General features: G+C 45.6%; 20 protein-coding genes and 1 riboswitch. Of the genes, 16 read left to right on the forward strand and 4 right to left on the reverse strand.

The window, feature by feature from the left end; genetic code table 11:
• The first annotated feature begins 8 nt into the window (after positions 1 to 8).
• The 13 genes from M1K46_RS06605 (at position 9) to M1K46_RS06665 (ending at position 10,046) form a co-directional block, all read left to right on the forward strand.
• Positions 9 to 599 carry a cysteine hydrolase family protein gene (locus M1K46_RS06605; RefSeq protein WP_053354947.1) on the forward strand — a complete coding sequence of 197 codons (591 nt, stop codon included), beginning with the start codon at positions 9 to 11 and terminating at the stop codon, positions 597 to 599.
• A gap of 6 nt (positions 600 to 605) precedes the next feature.
• Positions 606 to 1,175: a UbiX family flavin prenyltransferase gene (locus tag M1K46_RS06610; RefSeq protein ID WP_256225436.1), complete on the forward strand. Its 570-nt coding sequence runs from the start codon at positions 606 to 608 to the stop codon at positions 1,173 to 1,175.
• Entirely contained in the window at positions 1,172 to 2,512 is a 1,341-nt protein-coding gene (locus M1K46_RS06615; protein WP_091006185.1) for a UbiD family decarboxylase, read from the forward strand. Before M1K46_RS06610 ends, M1K46_RS06615 begins: the two co-directional genes overlap by 4 nt.
• Positions 2,513 to 2,530: 18 nt before the next feature.
• Complete coding sequence (locus M1K46_RS06620; protein WP_269431867.1) at positions 2,531 to 2,794, forward strand: BMC domain-containing protein; 264 nt, start codon at positions 2,531 to 2,533, stop codon at positions 2,792 to 2,794.
• Positions 2,795 to 2,810: 16 nt separating this feature from the next.
• Positions 2,811 to 3,740, forward strand: a complete 930-nt coding sequence (locus M1K46_RS06625; RefSeq protein WP_256225437.1) for a hypothetical protein — start codon at positions 2,811 to 2,813, stop codon at positions 3,738 to 3,740.
• A gap of 42 nt (positions 3,741 to 3,782) precedes the next feature.
• Positions 3,783 to 4,082, forward strand: coding sequence for a BMC domain-containing protein (locus M1K46_RS06630; protein ID WP_425589895.1), 300 nt, complete (start codon positions 3,783 to 3,785; stop codon positions 4,080 to 4,082).
• 55 nt (positions 4,083 to 4,137) lie between these two features.
• Positions 4,138 to 4,416, forward strand: coding sequence for a BMC domain-containing protein (locus M1K46_RS06635; protein ID WP_053354942.1), 279 nt, complete (start codon positions 4,138 to 4,140; stop codon positions 4,414 to 4,416).
• A gap of 2 nt (positions 4,417 to 4,418) precedes the next feature.
• Complete coding sequence (locus tag M1K46_RS06640; RefSeq protein ID WP_256225438.1) at positions 4,419 to 5,147, forward strand: hypothetical protein; 729 nt, start codon at positions 4,419 to 4,421, stop codon at positions 5,145 to 5,147.
• A 12-nt stretch (positions 5,148 to 5,159) separates the two neighbouring features.
• A complete protein-coding gene (locus M1K46_RS06645) occupies positions 5,160 to 5,438 on the forward strand; it encodes a EutN/CcmL family microcompartment protein (RefSeq protein ID WP_062231093.1) in 279 nt (92 codons plus the stop codon).
• Positions 5,439 to 5,442: 4 nt separating this feature from the next.
• Positions 5,443 to 7,251 (forward strand): adenine deaminase, encoded by a 1,809-nt coding sequence (gene ade, locus M1K46_RS06650; protein WP_256225439.1) that lies wholly within the window; start codon positions 5,443 to 5,445, stop codon positions 7,249 to 7,251.
• A gap of 11 nt (positions 7,252 to 7,262) precedes the next feature.
• A complete protein-coding gene (locus M1K46_RS06655) occupies positions 7,263 to 7,946 on the forward strand; it encodes a cyclase family protein (protein WP_256225440.1) in 684 nt (227 codons plus the stop codon).
• An 11-nt stretch (positions 7,947 to 7,957) separates the two neighbouring features.
• Positions 7,958 to 8,581 carry a DUF1989 domain-containing protein gene (locus M1K46_RS06660; RefSeq protein WP_256225441.1) on the forward strand — a complete coding sequence of 208 codons (624 nt, stop codon included), beginning with the start codon at positions 7,958 to 7,960 and terminating at the stop codon, positions 8,579 to 8,581.
• Positions 8,580 to 8,682, forward strand: a riboswitch (purine riboswitch). (Overlaps the previous gene by 2 nt.)
• Before the next feature lie 26 nt (positions 8,683 to 8,708).
• Positions 8,709 to 10,046: a 5'-deoxyadenosine deaminase gene (locus tag M1K46_RS06665; protein ID WP_256225442.1), complete on the forward strand. Its 1,338-nt coding sequence runs from the start codon at positions 8,709 to 8,711 to the stop codon at positions 10,044 to 10,046.
• Between the two features lie 48 nt (positions 10,047 to 10,094).
• Here the strand turns inward: M1K46_RS06665 and M1K46_RS06670 are convergent, their stop codons facing one another.
• Positions 10,095 to 11,108 (reverse strand): NlpC/P60 family protein, encoded by a 1,014-nt coding sequence (locus M1K46_RS06670; RefSeq protein WP_375162185.1) that lies wholly within the window; start codon positions 11,106 to 11,108, stop codon positions 10,095 to 10,097.
• A gap of 204 nt (positions 11,109 to 11,312) precedes the next feature.
• A complete protein-coding gene (locus tag M1K46_RS06675) occupies positions 11,313 to 11,609 on the reverse strand; it encodes a hypothetical protein (RefSeq protein ID WP_053354935.1) in 297 nt (98 codons plus the stop codon).
• A gap of 135 nt (positions 11,610 to 11,744) precedes the next feature.
• Here M1K46_RS06675 and M1K46_RS06680 point away from each other — a divergent pair, with 135 nt between their 5' ends.
• From M1K46_RS06680 to M1K46_RS06690, 3 genes are all read left to right on the forward strand, one after another.
• Entirely contained in the window at positions 11,745 to 12,110 is a 366-nt protein-coding gene (locus M1K46_RS06680; RefSeq protein ID WP_256225445.1) for a winged helix-turn-helix transcriptional regulator, read from the forward strand.
• A 93-nt stretch (positions 12,111 to 12,203) separates the two neighbouring features.
• On the forward strand, positions 12,204 to 12,347 hold the full coding sequence (locus M1K46_RS06685; protein WP_256225446.1) for a hypothetical protein: 144 nt from the start codon (positions 12,204 to 12,206) through the stop codon (positions 12,345 to 12,347).
• On the forward strand, positions 12,334 to 12,540 hold the full coding sequence (locus M1K46_RS06690; protein ID WP_256225447.1) for a hypothetical protein: 207 nt from the start codon (positions 12,334 to 12,336) through the stop codon (positions 12,538 to 12,540). Before M1K46_RS06685 ends, M1K46_RS06690 begins: the two co-directional genes overlap by 14 nt.
• A 20-nt stretch (positions 12,541 to 12,560) precedes the next feature.
• On the opposite strand, the gene M1K46_RS06695 is transcribed toward M1K46_RS06690, so the two are convergent.
• Entirely contained in the window at positions 12,561 to 13,643 is a 1,083-nt protein-coding gene (locus tag M1K46_RS06695; protein ID WP_256225448.1) for a Ger(x)C family spore germination protein, read from the reverse strand.
• Positions 13,636 to 14,733 carry a GerAB/ArcD/ProY family transporter gene (locus M1K46_RS06700; protein WP_256225449.1) on the reverse strand — a complete coding sequence of 366 codons (1,098 nt, stop codon included), beginning with the start codon at positions 14,731 to 14,733 and terminating at the stop codon, positions 13,636 to 13,638. Before M1K46_RS06700 ends, M1K46_RS06695 begins: the two co-directional genes overlap by 8 nt.
• Between the last annotated feature and the right edge of the window lie 7 nt (positions 14,734 to 14,740).

The raw sequence follows: 14,740 nt of genomic DNA on the forward strand, positions 1-14,740 counted from the left end.
GACCGTACATGGAACTGAGAGGAAAGAAGCACGTAGTAGTTGTGATTGATATGCTGAATGACTTTATCGGAGAAAAAGCGGCGCTCCGCTGCGAAAACGGCGAAAAGATCGTTCCGGCCATCAAAGAGCTCGTTGATTTTTGCCATGAGGAAAGTATTCAGGTCGTTTTTGTACAGGAAGCTCACCGGAAAAACGACCGGGACTTCAGGGTCCGTCCGGTCCATGCCATCAAAGGGACATGGGGTTCTCAGTTTATTCCAGAACTGCAGCCGGATGAGAGCAAAGGAGATTATATCGTCCAAAAAAGGCGGCACAGTGCATTCAGCTATACCGATTTTGATCTGTTCTGCCGGGAAGAAGAGATCGATACGGTCGTCCTGACGGGTGTTTGGACCAATGTATGTGTAAGAAGCACTGGTTCTGATGCGCTGTATCATGGCTACAATGTGATCTGCCTGTCTGACTCCACGGCCTCTAAGGATGATTCCATGCACGAATCCGGGCTTCGGGACATCGATCTTTTTGGCGACATCATGTCAACAAAGGAATATATGGAAGCGGCCAGGAAAAAGTTTTCAAAAAATAGCCAGGTTGTTTAACCTGCCATGGCCCGAAACAAACGAATCGTTGTAGGAATTACCGGAGCGAGCGGATCATTATATGGCTACTCGCTCGTCCGGGCCCTGCACCAGCTCGGGGTAGAGACCCATTTGATCGTGACGGAAATGGGAGAGAAGGTCTTGCAGTTTGAGTGCGGTGTCGGAATGGAGACGTTGAAACAATATGCAGAGGTGCACAGCAACAAGAACCTGTTTGCCTCTGTGGCGAGCGGCTCCTTTTTAACAGACGGGATGGTTGTCGTGCCATGTTCCATGAACACGTTAGGCGCGATGGCCAATGGTGTAGGAGATACCTTATTGAGCCGGTCGGCCAGTGTCATGCTGAAAGAGAAAAGGCAGCTGATCGTCGTTCCAAGGGAAGCGCCGTTTCACCTGATCCATCTTCAGAACATGACGAGGCTTGCTGAAGCGGGTGCCTGCATCATGCCGGCCTCGCCCGGGTTTTACCATAAGCCGAAAGAGATATGGGAACTGATTAATTTTATGTCCGGTCGGATTCTGGACATGTTGGGCATTGATCATGAGCTTCTACAACGATGGGGGGTGAAAGCATGAACCCTTCTTCAATGCGTGCCCTGCTTGACCACTGGGAAGCGGATAATAAACTTCTCAGGGTAAAAAGAGAAGTAAACCCCCTGTATGAGCTCGGAGCCGTTCTCAATGCCAGGCAGGGGAGGCAGCCGTTCTACTTTGAAAAAGTGAAAGGCTACTCTTCACCCATGGTCGGCGGCTTAGGCGGGGATCGTGCCCTCCTGGCGGACAGCATCGGCATAGCACCGGATCAGTTTGTTCCAAAAATTATCGATTCTATTGTTTCCCCGATCCCAACACGATTGATCGGAACAGGACCGGTTCATGACAACGTGGTTCTAGGGCCGTTTGATCTGGATGCGCTCTTTCCTATTCCAACCTATCACGGAGATGATTCCGGCGCTTATTATGTTTCAGGAATTCTTGTCGTGAAAGATATAAGCGGAAAAAAGAGATATACATCAATCAGAAGGATGCAATTCTTAGGTGAAAACAAGACGAACGTGCTGATTACCTCTCCTGAACTTCTCCAGCAATTTCATGAGTATGAAGAGCGCGGTGAACCGATGGAAGTCGCTGTGATGTTTGGAGTAGTGCCTGCTGTGGTGCTAAGTTCCCAGATCAGCACACATTTGTATCATGCAGATAAACTCGATGTTGCGGGTGCTTTGATCGGCAAACCGCTTGATGTGGTGCAGTGCAAAACCGTGGATCTGGAAGTTTTGGCAGAAGCGGAAATCGTTCTGGAAGGCAAAATGATCCCGTATGAACGTGAGATGGAAGGCCCGTTCGGGGAACTCGCTGGTTTTTATGGTACGAGAGCTCCTCAGCCAGTTATTGAATTTTCAGCGGTAACCTACAGAAACAATGCCATCTGCCAGACGATCTTTCCTTCGAGCTATGAGGAGAGGCTTCCGATGGCGCTTGTCCGGGAAGCCACACTTCTGAGTACGGTCAGACAGACGGTGCCCAACGTGAAACAAGTCCATATTACAATGGGCGGAGTGGCAAGATTTCATGCGGTCATTCAGATTGAAAAGAGGTCAGAAGGTGACGGGAAGCAAGCGGCGATTGCTGCCTTTGCGAGTGATAAGGACTTAAAGCACGTCATTGTGGTAGATGAAGATGTGGATATCTTTGACCCGGAGGATGTGGAATGGGCGATGGCTGTAAGAGTACAAGCCGATCAGGATATTTTTATCGTACCCGGTGCAAAGGGCTCTCCGCTGGAGGCGTCTCATAATGTCAGGGGGGTCACAGCGAAAATGGGGATTGACGCTACCGTGCCGCTGGCTCATAAGGAATCGTTCAAACGTACGTCCATACCGTTCGGGCCCATTGATCTGGAAGATTATTTGTAAAGCAAGGGGGGACATTGATTGAATGCAATTGGCATGATTGAAACGAGAGGCCTGACAGCAGCGATCGAGGCACTGGACGCCATGGCCAAAGCTGCAAATATAAAGATGACAGGATTTAAAAAAGTCGGCTCAGGCCTTGTCACCGTCATTATTGAAGGAGATGTAGCCGCTGTGTCGTCTGCCATCGAAGTAGGCAGGCAGGCGCACACCCAGACAGGAGGAGAACTGATTTCTTCTAATGTCATTCCCCGGCCTCACCCCGAATTGTCCAAAATTCTATAAAAGGAGGTGAGTCCATGTGTCGGAATTCATGCGAGCCATCGTACAGGAAGTGTTAAAAAGCAATGATCACCCCGCAAGAGTGAAACAGGAACTGTCAGAGAAGAGGGGAGAAACACCTCAAACAAAGACAGCGCAAGAGCTTTACCGGCCGAACTACCAGAAGCTGAATAAGGAGAAGCGTCTTGGAAGTGCTGCTGGTTCTCCACCTGTAAAGGCCGAAAAAAAAGAAAAACACTCATCGTTCAGCAAGGATCCGGGGAGTGAGCTCGTATCCAAACTTCAAGTTCTTTCTCTTTCTCAAGGCATTCCATCCCGCCAACATACAGAAACAAACCATAGGCCAGAGAGGAATAACGACGATGAACCTTCAGTAAAGTCATTTGGCAAAACAAAAAGCGGATTTTCTGTATGGCTATACTCAAATCTTCAGCCTGAAACGATGGAATGGTTTCATCGGCCGATCCCCGCAAAAGCGGTCGCTGTTTTTTCTTCTCAGGTTTCATCTCCAGGCCATCTGGTGATCGTTCAAGAGTGGCTGGCACAGAACGGAGATATTAAATATTTCATCCAATGGGATAAAAACGGCCAGAAGCCTTTTCTTCTAGAACTCTATCACAATGATAGCAGCGAGTTGGAAGCAGCCATACGAACTCTGTTTCAGACGCTGAACCACCAATCGGAAAAAAAGATCAAACGCTTTTATATCGAACAGCCGGGGGCTTGGCTCCTTAAGCAGCTTGAGGTCTCATGCACAAGAGAATCACTCGCGATCATAGAAGGAATGTCGCGTTACGAGACGATCGCTCTACTTCTTCCGGTTTCTGCAAATCTATCAAAATGGAATATACGCTTTAAAATTGAAGAAGGCTACTTTTTACTGTACGGACCCCATCAGCATCTTTCCAGCTGCTTGCCGAGCGTCTATAAGATGCTGGATGGCAATTAAAATTGATAGATAAGGATGGTGGAAGCATTGTATGCATTAGGCATGATTGAGACGGTAGGATATTGTGCCGCTGTTTCAGCAGCAGACGCGGCTGTTAAAGCGGCTGACGTAAAGATAGCCGCCATCGAGAAGGTGATCGGGGTTCACGGCGCTCTTGGTGTTACCTTGCATTTGAGCGGAGATGTCGCTGCTGTTGCTTCTGCAGTAGAAGCAGGAAAAAAAGAGGCAGAGAGGGTGGGTACTGTCATTTCAGCACACGTCATTCCAAGAACCCATACGAATGTGGCGGAAAAGCTTCTGTCAAAGTTTGCCTTGAATTCAGGCGATGCGGCGAAGGAATAGAACAAGCAGAAACATAGAATCTCAGCAAACCAAAGAGACCAGGAGGAATGAAAAAATGGGAGAAGCTCTAGGCTTGATCGAAACAAAGGGCCTTGTCGGGGCAATTGAGGCAGCAGATGCAATGGTAAAAGCTGCAAACGTCGAGATCTGCGGCTATGAAAAAGTAGGCTTCGGACTTGTTACAGTTATGGTCAGAGGAGATGTTGGAGCAGTGAAGGCTGCGACAGATGCAGGCGCCAGTGCGGCAAGCCGAGTGGGGGAACTCGTATCCGTTCATGTGATCCCGCGGCCTCATAGTGAAATCGAAAGAGCAATGCTTTCTAAAGGAGAGTAATCGTGCATGATGCCAGGCAGAGCGCTCTGGTCAGGAATACATTGCTGCACATGCTTTGTCCGCCAGGAGAAAAAGTTCCCTATGTGCTCTCCCTGCTAACCTATCATTTTACAGGGATGGAAGAAGGGCTCGCCCTTCTCCGTGAAGCAGGAAAAAGCAAGATCAGGCTGGAAGTGTTCACAGAAAAAATCCTGTTCCGCCATTTCACGAAAGAACATCTTGCTGGGGAAAGCAATCATGATGCCTGGTATCTCAGTTCAAGTCTGACTGAGGATAAGCTGCGAATGGCCGATTGTATCCTTATTCCTGTACTCTCTTTTTCTCTTTCAGGCGATCTTTTGCGATTTAACGACCAGCGGGATTTTGTCCGTATCATCCTGCAAGCATTATTAAGCGGTAAAAAAGTTGCTGCCCTGCCTTATGGCAACGATCCTTTTCATGAGGTATTTCGCAGTAAGGAACTGGATCGAGGATCAGAATACTTGAAAACAGAGCTGCACAAAACACTGTTTCAGTTGAAGAAGCTTGGTGTTACATTGCTGAGAGATGGGGAAGGCCTTGCCTCCTGGCTGAACGATAGCCGCCAAAAGCAGTCTGTCATCTCAGAGGCAGATATCCTGTCTGCAGCAAAAGCACAGAAGAAGTTGCTGATTGCGGAAGAACATGCCATTATCACACCGCTGGCGCGGGATGCAGCAAAACAATATGGTATAAAAATCAGCAGGCAGTAAGGAGCGGACGACATGCAAATGGGTTTAGTTATTGGACGGGTAACAGCAACCAGAAAAGATGAAAAGCTGATAGGTACGAAACTGCTGATCACCCAGCCGATCGGTATCAGTGAATCTCCTCAGCAAATGCCGATCATCGCTGTTGATACGGTGGGGGCGGGAGTAGGAGAAAAAGTTTTATATGTCACAGGCAGTATGGCTTCACGGGCAGCAGCTGACAAAGATGCCCCAATAGATGCAGCAATCGTAGGAATTATTGATAGCCTGGATTGGGAAAGGTCAGGAGGTTGAATTCATGGATACAAAAGGTATTAAAGAAGCCATCCAGTGGCGGAAACTCATTGATGTGATGCTTGATGCCAATCAATTTGCAGATACCGTATTAAAAGGCGGACAATTTATCAATGTCATAACCCGTGAGATCTATCAGGCCGATGTGGCTATAAAAGGGGAATATATCCTGATGGCAGGGGACTGCGAAAGACTGATTGGTCCTTCCACAAAGGTTGAAAATGTCGCCGGCCGCTATATTTGTCCTGGTTTTATTGATTCGCATATGCATTTTGAAAGCGCAATGCTTACGGTTACTGAATTTTCCAAGCTGTCCATTCCTACAGGAACGACAACACTTGTTGCGGATCCCCATGAGATTGGTAATGTCCTCGGTGTCCATGGCATGCAGGAGATGGTCAGGGAGGCAAAGACGCTTCCTAACAACGTATATTTTACAGTGCCATGCCTGACTCCAGATGCACCGGGATTGGAGACGGCCGGCCAGGATATCACATCAGCGGATATGAAGGAACTGTTAAACGATCCTCATGTCCAGGGAATTGGTGAAATACAGGGGTTCAGCAATGTCAGGCCTGTGTTTGAGAACGCCCCTGAATTGATAGACGATTTGATTGCTTCGGTCTCTTATGCCAAAAGCATCGGCAAAACGATCGAGGGAAATGCCCCGGCCTTGTTTGGAGAAGAGCTCGCCGCTCATATTATCAGCGGAGGTACCCATGTATCCTGCCATGAGACAACAACGAAAGAAGAAATGGTGGAGAAACTTCGCTACGGAGTAAGTGTGTTTATGCGGGAGGGTTCATCTCAGCGGAATATGGCCGAGTGCATTCGGGCGATCACGGAAGAAGGCATGGATTCGAGGCGGGCCATCCTTGTTTCGGATGATATGGTGCCGGAAGACTTAATGAATTCCGGTCATATGGATGATATCGTCAGAAGGACGATTGCCAAGGGGATTGATCCGGTTGAAGCGATTCAGATGGTGACGATCAATCCGGCGACTCACTTCGGCTTCAGGGATATCGGGGTACTGACACCAGGTAAGCGCGCAGACATCGCTGTAATCAGTGATCTTATTAACATGACGGTTGACCAAGTGTATCTTAGCGGCAAAAAGGCGGCACAACAGAATAAACTGACGACAGATATTCCCTCCTATACGTATCCTGAAAGTGTGAAGTGTTCTGTGAAAAGGAAACCGGTAAAAGCACAAGATCTAGTGCTAGCGTCGCAAGCCTCAAGCGCAAAGGTAAGAGCGATCGAAGTGATACCCGATCAAAATCTTACAGGTGCCCGTGAATTTGAACTGAAAATAAAAGACGGCATCATTCAGCCTTGCATTCAGCAGGATGTTCTTCCGCTCCTGGTGATCGAACGGCACGGCAGAAGCGGAAGAATCGGGAAAACATTTCTACATGGATTTAAGCTGAAAAGAGGCGCGATAGCAGAAAGCGTCGCCCATGACACACATAACATCATCGTGACCGGTACTAACTATGAAGACATGGTTACAGCAGTCAACCGGGTTATTGCTATGAATGGCGGCCTGGCGCTAATCCTTGACGGAAAAGTAGTTGGGGATATGGCACTCAATATAGGCGGGCTGATGACCGATGAGATGACAGGCGTGGAGGTCAGTGAAAAGATTACAGAACTTCACAGGCTCGCCCAAGAAGAATTGGGATGCGGGATCCACGTGCCCTTTATGCATTTATCTTTTCTCTCACTCGTTACAAGCCCTGAGTGGAAGATTACCGACATGGGACTTATTGATGTCGACCGCTTCCAAGTTATTCCAACAGTATTGTAAGGAGGGTGTTTATGGGTGTGAAACTTGTAGACTTGTCACAGGAAATCTATCAGGGTATGCCTGTTTTTCCGCTGCATCAAAAGACAATGATCTTTCCAAACATATCTCATGAAGAAAGCATGAAGAAGATCGGATTTCCGTTCGCGACCAACAATCTTTTGATCAATGAACACGGCCCTACCCACAGCGATGCCACGTATGAGTATGACCCCAATGGAAAATTCATCGATGAGATGCCGCTGGAATTCTTTTACGGGCCCGCCGTATGTCTGGACTTGTCTCATGTTCATCCAGAAGAGTATATTACTCCGCAGGAGCTGGAAAACGCGCTGGACGCTTCCGGCCAGATTTTGCAAAAAGGAGACATCTGCCTGTTATATACTGGCCACTACAACAGAGCTTATGGGACGGAGGAATGGCTGACACGCTATTCCGGTTTAGATTACAGCGGAGCACGGTGGCTTGCTGAAAAAGGAGTAGTCAATATCGGGATCGATTCCCCGGCTATCGATAACCCGCTTGATCCGGATTACTCCGGCCATCTGATCTGCAAGGAATTTGGCATAACCAATACGGAAAATCTATGCAATCTTGATCAGGTTGCCGGTATGCGTTTTCTGTATTTCGGACTGCCGTTGAGAATACGAAAAGGGACGGGATCCCCAGTTCGAGCGGTTGCAGTATTCATTGAATAAGGGGGAGAAGTATGCCGATCGATCACAAATACCGTATTAAAGAAGAAATTATTATTCCGCCGTATGAAGCAAGAAGCATGCTTGTAAAAGCAGGGGAAGAACTCGTGATTATTGACATGGAAGGAAAACAGGTCGGTGACTTTGTCTGTTTTTCTCTCAAGGATCATAACGAACATGTCTCACCCGTCCACATGAGGGCAAGCTTAAGCAGCATCCGCCTGAAAGAAGGAGATTTTCTTTACAGCAACCGGCGCCGGCCGCTCATGCAGCTTTTGCAGGACACGGTAGGAAAGCACGATTTCTTTTTTCCGGCATGCGATTATTACCGATATAAAGTAGATTTCCATCTTGAAGATCATCCGAACTGCCATGATAATCTTAATAGAGCATTAGAAACCTATTCTTTAGGTCATCTGCCTGTCCCGGATCCAATCAACTGGTTCATGAACAATGTGCTTGATGAAGAAGGCGACTATGTGATCGCAGAGCCGCTGTCGAAGCCGGGGGATTTCGTTCGTTTAAAGGCGCTGGAGGATGTGGTGATCGCCTGTTCCACGTGTTCGCAGGACATGGCACCCGTAAACGGCTTTTCGGTTACTTCTTTAAAGCTGCAAGTTTTAAATAAAACGCGCTGATAGAAAACTAGAAAGATTTCATATAGTTTCGATAATATGGATCGAAAGTATCTACCGGAGAACCTTAAATTCTCCATGCTATGAAATCGTTCTTTTCTTTTCTGTTATAAAGAAAAGGAGGATATCCATGCCATCGATACTTATAAAAAATGCAGAAATTGTAACGATGAATGCACAGGAAGAGATCGTTCAAGGAGATCTTTACATTGAAAACAACCGCATAACTGATATTGGCTTAAGCCTTGATTATCAGGCGGATAAAACCATAGATGCTACAAACAGAACCATCATCCCCGGGTTTATTCAAACGCATATCCATCTGTGCCAATCCTTGTTCAGAGGACAAGCAGATGATCTGGAACTAATGGATTGGCTGAAACAGAAAATCTGGCCGCTCGAAGCATCCCATGATGAAGAATCCCTTTATTATTCGGCCATGCTTGGAATTGGAGAACTGATTCAGAGCGGTACCACTACGATCGTGGATATGGAGACCGTCAATCATACGGATTTTGCGTTTCAGGCTATTGCGAAGGGCGGTATTCGTGCACTTTCCGGTAAAGTGATGATGGATAAAGGGGAAGAAGTTCCAATCGGATTGCAGGAGAGCACGTCAAAATCTCTTCAGCAAAGCGTCGACCTGCTTGAGAAGTGGCATGGAAAAGAGAATGGAAGGATACAATATGCCTTCTGTCCACGCTTTGTGGTTTCCTGTACGGAGGAGCTGCTTACCGAAGTTCAGAAACTTTCAGGCCGCCATGGTGTTTGTGTTCACACCCATGCAGCGGAAAATCGCGGTGAGATCGCACTGGTAGAACAGGAAACCGGAATGCGTAATGTGGTTTATCTTGACCATATCGGGCTTGCCAATGAGAGGCTGATTCTGGCACATTGTGTTTGGCTTGATGATGAGGAAAAGAACATTATAAAAAAGCGGAAGGTGAAAGTAAGCCATTGTCCAGGGTCAAACCTGAAGCTTTCCTCAGGAATCGCCGAAGTGCCAGACATGCTGCAGCAAGGAATTCATCTCAGCTTGGGTGCAGACGGTGCACCCTGTAATAACAATTTGGACATGTTGAATGAAATGAGGCTTGCAGCGCTGATTCAAAAGCCAGTCCATGGGCCTACAGCCATGAATGCTAAAACCGTATTCCGGATGGCGACCATCGGAGGAGCCCGGGCAGTAGGAATGGATCATGAGATCGGCAGCCTTGAGGTTGGAAAAAAGGCGGATCTTGCTATTTTAAACCTGAATGATTTTCATATGTATCCCTCTTATGGTGTAGACACGATCTCTCGTATCGTCTATTCGGCCACTCGGGCCGACGTCGAAACGACGATTATTGATGGAGAAGTGGTGATGGAGAACCGCATATTGAAGAACATGGATAAGAATGTGGTCCTTCACGAAACGAATAGATGCATCGGCCGTCTGATGAAACGGATTGAAGCCGCTTTTATGTAAACAAGAAAAAGCACGCGGAACATTGCTCCGTGTGCTTTCATCCATGTTTTAAGGAAGGTACCTTCTTGCCCCGGCAAATTCCTGTGCGTAAATCCCTTCAATTTTATCAATTCTTACAGTTGTGCTTGAGTTTGGAGAATGGATCATCATGCCGTCACCTGCATACATTCCTACATGGTGAACGCTTCCTTTTCCTGAATTATAGGCGAAGAAGAGAAGATCTCCCTTTTTCAAGTCTTCTTTTGCAACGGGTGTACCAGCTCGGGATTGGGGTCCAGAATCCCGTGGGATTGTAATTCCTGCTGCTTTATAGAGTGTATGGGTAAATCCGGAGCAGTCGAATCCAAATCCGGAAGCACCGGCCCATAAATAAGGCAGCCCCAGGAATTTCTTGCCTTCATTTACAAGGTCCTCACCGGTTGGTACCGGAATTGAGTCTTCTGAGAGATAGACTTGAACATCCTTGCGATCAAGATATCTTGTCTTTCCTTCTGGTGTAAGCACGCCAACAGATGAACCTTTTATTTTGTGAACAGGCAGCCTGGTATTGTAGCTTAATTCAAGATCATTATGCTTCAATGATTTTTCCTTGTACAGCCATGCTGTTGGACTTTTGATCAAGGCGAAAGGCTTGTTCTCTTCTTTGGCGAATTTTTTGTTGTACACCAGCTGTGATTTTGGCATCCAGCCTGGGTATCCTGCTTCGAGTCGAGGGGTTGGCTGACCATCAACAGCTACTTTTACCCAGTCTCCCTGCTCGTCCGTTATCGTTACCTTGTTTCCGTATAATGCTTGGGTTTCCAGAGGTCCAACAAGCCAAAGCTTCTCTTCATAGGTCATACTCGTCGTCCATTTTCTTAGATCTACGGGGTTGCTTAAGGATGGCTCATCTAAAGGCCTTGTTTCTGCCGGTTTCGTCCACAATGTCGCAGCAGCAACATCTACATAGGCCGTGGCAGGTGATAAATCATGTGACTGGGAAGGTTTGGCGGCCTGTGCCGTACCGGCAAACATTGAGAAAACCAGACCGGCAGTTAAAACCGTACCTGTCCATTTTTTTATGTACTTCATATTCTTGCTCCTCCTTTAGTTTGATAATAAATAGTTCCGTTTAAGCCGTTTTGTTTCCTTTTTATGAAGAGAATTTCGTTCAAAAGTCATTAAACTGATTAAATGGTACTGGGAGAATGGTCACTATAATGACTGCCGAAAACATAGCTCTTCAGTAAAAAAGGCAGGTATTAAAAAATCCCTGCATCCCAAGGATTATTTATGGTAAGAGATATTTATTTTCAGGCTGTCAGCAAGGATTTTAAAAGGATATGGAGCGAAAAAAAGAATTTCGTTGGTCTTTTTATTCATACTGAGGATGGTTTCTCCGACACCTGTAGCTGTAGTTCGAAATGCCAAAATGTCTTGAAAGTGTTCAATCTGTTTTGCTAAACCTTCTTCGACGGCTGACTGTAATAACTGGACAACTGTATGAAAATCATCTGGATGGATGAGAGTTTGATCGCCTTTACCTATCAGGTTCACTGTAACTTGTTTTTTTTCTGTTTTCATACATTTTCCTTTCGTGGAATCTGTTCTATACTAAGTATAATGGGACATAGGTATTTAAATAGTATGTACTTTTAAGATAGATAGTTACTTTTTTGATACTATGAAAAACTAACTGTAGCAGGGGGATTGGGTTTAATGAAGGAAAGGAAGAAAAAATATTTTCATCCTATTGAGGTAACGTTGGATGTGGTTTGCGGGAAATGGAAAGGCGTAATTCTTTGTCTGCTTCAGGAGAAAGACTTTCGCTTTGGGGGATTAAAGGAGAAGCTTTTTGCTGTCACGCCGAAAGTGCTGACGCAACAGCTCCGGGAACTGGAAGAAGACGGGCTGATCACAAGAACCGTATATCCCCAGGTGCCTCCAAAGGTGGTTTATTCCCTTACACCATACGGTAAAGATCTTGAGGAGACTTTGCGTATGATGGAAAATTGGGGGAAAACTCATCAGGAAAAAGTAGGACATGAGTTTGAAGAAGATATCAGTGAGGCAGGTTTATCTTAAATTAAGCGCTTCTAAACTCTGCCCAGATCAGTTCCTTCGTTTCGCTGAATTACGTGGAAGGAAAGGACGAAATCTATTTTGGGAACTGGGATGATGAATTATTCAATCAATCATCCCTTTACGAGCAAGGTTATTTTAGCCATCAGCGAGATTGGTATGCCAGTAACAGATGTCTGGAAAGCTGCAAACCAACTAAAGGCAGCTTTGGGGGTAAGTACGTATCATGGGAGAAAATGAAACATTTGCACCACTCAGAAACGAAGAGGGGCTGCTGATTGTTTCTGATAACAGTAGAACATGGCTTGGTTCTAATAAGCAGGCAAAAATCTTTCCGATTGAGCTTGTAATGGATAGTCCAATATCTGTAATACGGCTGGATGGTTATCCTTACACGTTCAGCAGCAGCAAAAAAGCGTCAGCAGACGGCTAAAACTGGACTGGCGCTTTTTCTTATTCCACAATTCCCCCCTGGGTTACACGGATGCTTACCTTAACATGTACGGGCACATCCGGGTATTTTTTTTCCCAGTCTTTAAAATTAAAATGCCTGGACTGGCTTCTGGCTCTGTCGCCTAAACCGAGGGGATCAATCTCTTCTTTTTGAAATCTTTTAACCATCGCTTTTGTCTGATGTTCGGTTTGCTTTTTGATTGTTTTTTCGATCATATCAATGGTTTTTTTCTGATAAAGCGGAGTGCCGGCTGCATCGTTGATTTTGCCGGTGATATGAATTTTCATGTTTATCTCCGGATTTGTATTGCCATGATCGATATCATAATTTACCTTGGAGTTCAGGTTTTCAAGGGTAAGATATTTGTTTTTTCCAAATTTGAATTCATGGGATCCCTGCTGGAAATTTTGGTACATGAGCTTGAAAATAAAGGCATCGTTAAAGCTGATATGATCAACGTATTTGGAATGATCAAACAACGCAACACCGGCGATCCGAATATGGCCATGTATCGTATCGATCAGCGGCATAAAAGGATCACTGCCTTTTCCGTAGTAACTGTAATTGAAATGGTGAAAATTTGCACGCGGAAGAGTCAGTTCCATATTTTGTTCGATCATTCGTTTTAAATAAACGGGAACGATTTCTCCAACCGGGTACTGCTTGTTTAATATGTCCTTTGTTTTTCCTTTTGCAACAGCCACATAAATATTTCTTCCCACTGAAGGATCCCGCTGCAGGGAATCAATAATTTTTGTAATTCCGCGGCTCGCCAGCTCTTCATTAAACAAGATGACCGCAACTCGGCCCGTCGCAAAGGGCCGAGGTGATTCTGCTTGAAGGACCTGCCGAATGTTTTTACTCGAATGCGATTTTTCAGAAAAAGTTATGCTCGATAAAGTCGCCTGCTGAGTTCCTCCGGTTGTAATAGGAACAGCTACAGTAGCTTCAAATTTCTTTCCATCAACATAATCATACCCGACCACTCCGATAAGCTGAATATCCTCAAGCACTTGTTTTTGTGGAGTACAGCCTGCAGCAAGCAGAAGCACAATTAAAAATACAAGTTTGATCTTATTCATTTTTTCGTTGCCTCACTTTGTAAATCAGCAACTGAAGCAGGAAGAGAAGTGGAATGTAAAAATAAATGAAATAATAACCTACTTTAGAAACCCAAGTGTTCAGCTGGTCAATCTGCTGACGATCTTTAAATAATAATGTTCCGATAAATACAAGAATGACGATGATGATTAGAGAGTGTTTTTGTTTTACCGAAAATAGCCGTTTGCCTCCCCGTGTCACACACCAGATAGCGATACAGATGTTTGGCAGGACAATAAACAGCCACATCGAGATTCCGATATATTCAAAACGCTCAACAAAAGGAAATTCAACGATTTTCCAGATTGTAAGTGTAGCCCAGATCGTATGCTTTAATTGCCCTTGACTGTAGTAGGAAAACGATACTACCGCTGTAATGGTATAAATGACGATCGTGAATAATACGCCCCGTTGAGACCATTTGTGGGAGGTCTCGGGATTTTTGATAAAAGGATAATAAAAGAAAAGCATTTCAAAGCCCAGGTAATTAAGGGTCATTGCCTTCGTACCGACAAAATAGTCGATCAGCGAGTGATCAAACAAAGGAAGAATATTATAGATATGAGCATCCTTTATCGCAAAGAATTTTAAAAAGACGAGAGGGGTTCCAATCAGCACACTAAAGAATGCGACAGCTGTTATTATCCTGAATCCGCCGCTGACAAAATAATAGACCAGCAGCGAAAAAATAAACGAGATTCCCCATGTGTTGATGTGGGGAAACATCCAAACTTGAATGACCTCTATATACGTTCTCAGGACAGTGAGCGCCAAAAATGCAGAATAAATCATGAATATAGAACTTAATAGACCGCCTATCCATTTGCCAAGCACATCATTATGAACGGCGATAATGTCCCCATCGCTGCGTTTTAACATCTTATAGATCATCCAGACGAGTAGATGGATCAGTATGCCGCTGAAAATCACAGTCATCCATGCATCATGTCCCGCGGATTTGGCGATGTATCGCTGAAACCCCAAAACCCCGACACCAATCTGCATGGTGGATACAAGGTAAAAGGTAAAATAGGGAGATACCTGTTTATTTTCTGGCGGATGGATGTTCATGTTCTTC

This window comes from Fictibacillus sp. WQ 8-8, assembly GCF_024494405.1.
Lineage (GTDB): Bacteria > Bacillota > Bacilli > Bacillales > Fictibacillaceae > Fictibacillus_C > Fictibacillus_C marinisediminis.

Bases quoted from the DNA above. Each gene is read 5' to 3' on its own strand.
- M1K46_RS06605 (WP_053354947.1), top strand. From the start codon at position 9: ATGGAACTGAGAGGAAAGAAGCACGTAGTAGTTGTGATTGATATGCTG.
- M1K46_RS06610 (WP_256225436.1), top strand. From the start codon at position 606: ATGGCCCGAAACAAACGAATCGTTGTAGGAATTACCGGAGCGAGCGGA.
- M1K46_RS06615 (WP_091006185.1), top strand. From the start codon at position 1,172: ATGAACCCTTCTTCAATGCGTGCCCTGCTTGACCACTGGGAAGCGGAT.
- M1K46_RS06630 (WP_425589895.1), top strand. From the start codon at position 3,783: ATGATTGAGACGGTAGGATATTGTGCCGCTGTTTCAGCAGCAGACGCG.
- M1K46_RS06635 (WP_053354942.1), top strand. From the start codon at position 4,138: ATGGGAGAAGCTCTAGGCTTGATCGAAACAAAGGGCCTTGTCGGGGCA.
- M1K46_RS06645 (WP_062231093.1), top strand. From the start codon at position 5,160: ATGCAAATGGGTTTAGTTATTGGACGGGTAACAGCAACCAGAAAAGAT.
- ade (WP_256225439.1), top strand. From the start codon at position 5,443: ATGGATACAAAAGGTATTAAAGAAGCCATCCAGTGGCGGAAACTCATT.
- M1K46_RS06655 (WP_256225440.1), top strand. From the start codon at position 7,263: ATGGGTGTGAAACTTGTAGACTTGTCACAGGAAATCTATCAGGGTATG.
- M1K46_RS06660 (WP_256225441.1), top strand. From the start codon at position 7,958: ATGCCGATCGATCACAAATACCGTATTAAAGAAGAAATTATTATTCCG.
- M1K46_RS06665 (WP_256225442.1), top strand. From the start codon at position 8,709: ATGCCATCGATACTTATAAAAAATGCAGAAATTGTAACGATGAATGCA.
- M1K46_RS06675 (WP_053354935.1), bottom strand. From the start codon at position 11,609: ATGAAAACAGAAAAAAAACAAGTTACAGTGAACCTGATAGGTAAAGGC.
- M1K46_RS06680 (WP_256225445.1), top strand. From the start codon at position 11,745: ATGAAGGAAAGGAAGAAAAAATATTTTCATCCTATTGAGGTAACGTTG.
- M1K46_RS06685 (WP_256225446.1), top strand. From the start codon at position 12,204: ATGAATTATTCAATCAATCATCCCTTTACGAGCAAGGTTATTTTAGCC.
- M1K46_RS06690 (WP_256225447.1), top strand. From the start codon at position 12,334: ATGGGAGAAAATGAAACATTTGCACCACTCAGAAACGAAGAGGGGCTG.
- M1K46_RS06695 (WP_256225448.1), bottom strand. From the start codon at position 13,643: ATGAATAAGATCAAACTTGTATTTTTAATTGTGCTTCTGCTTGCTGCA.
- M1K46_RS06700 (WP_256225449.1), bottom strand. From the start codon at position 14,733: ATGAACATCCATCCGCCAGAAAATAAACAGGTATCTCCCTATTTTACC.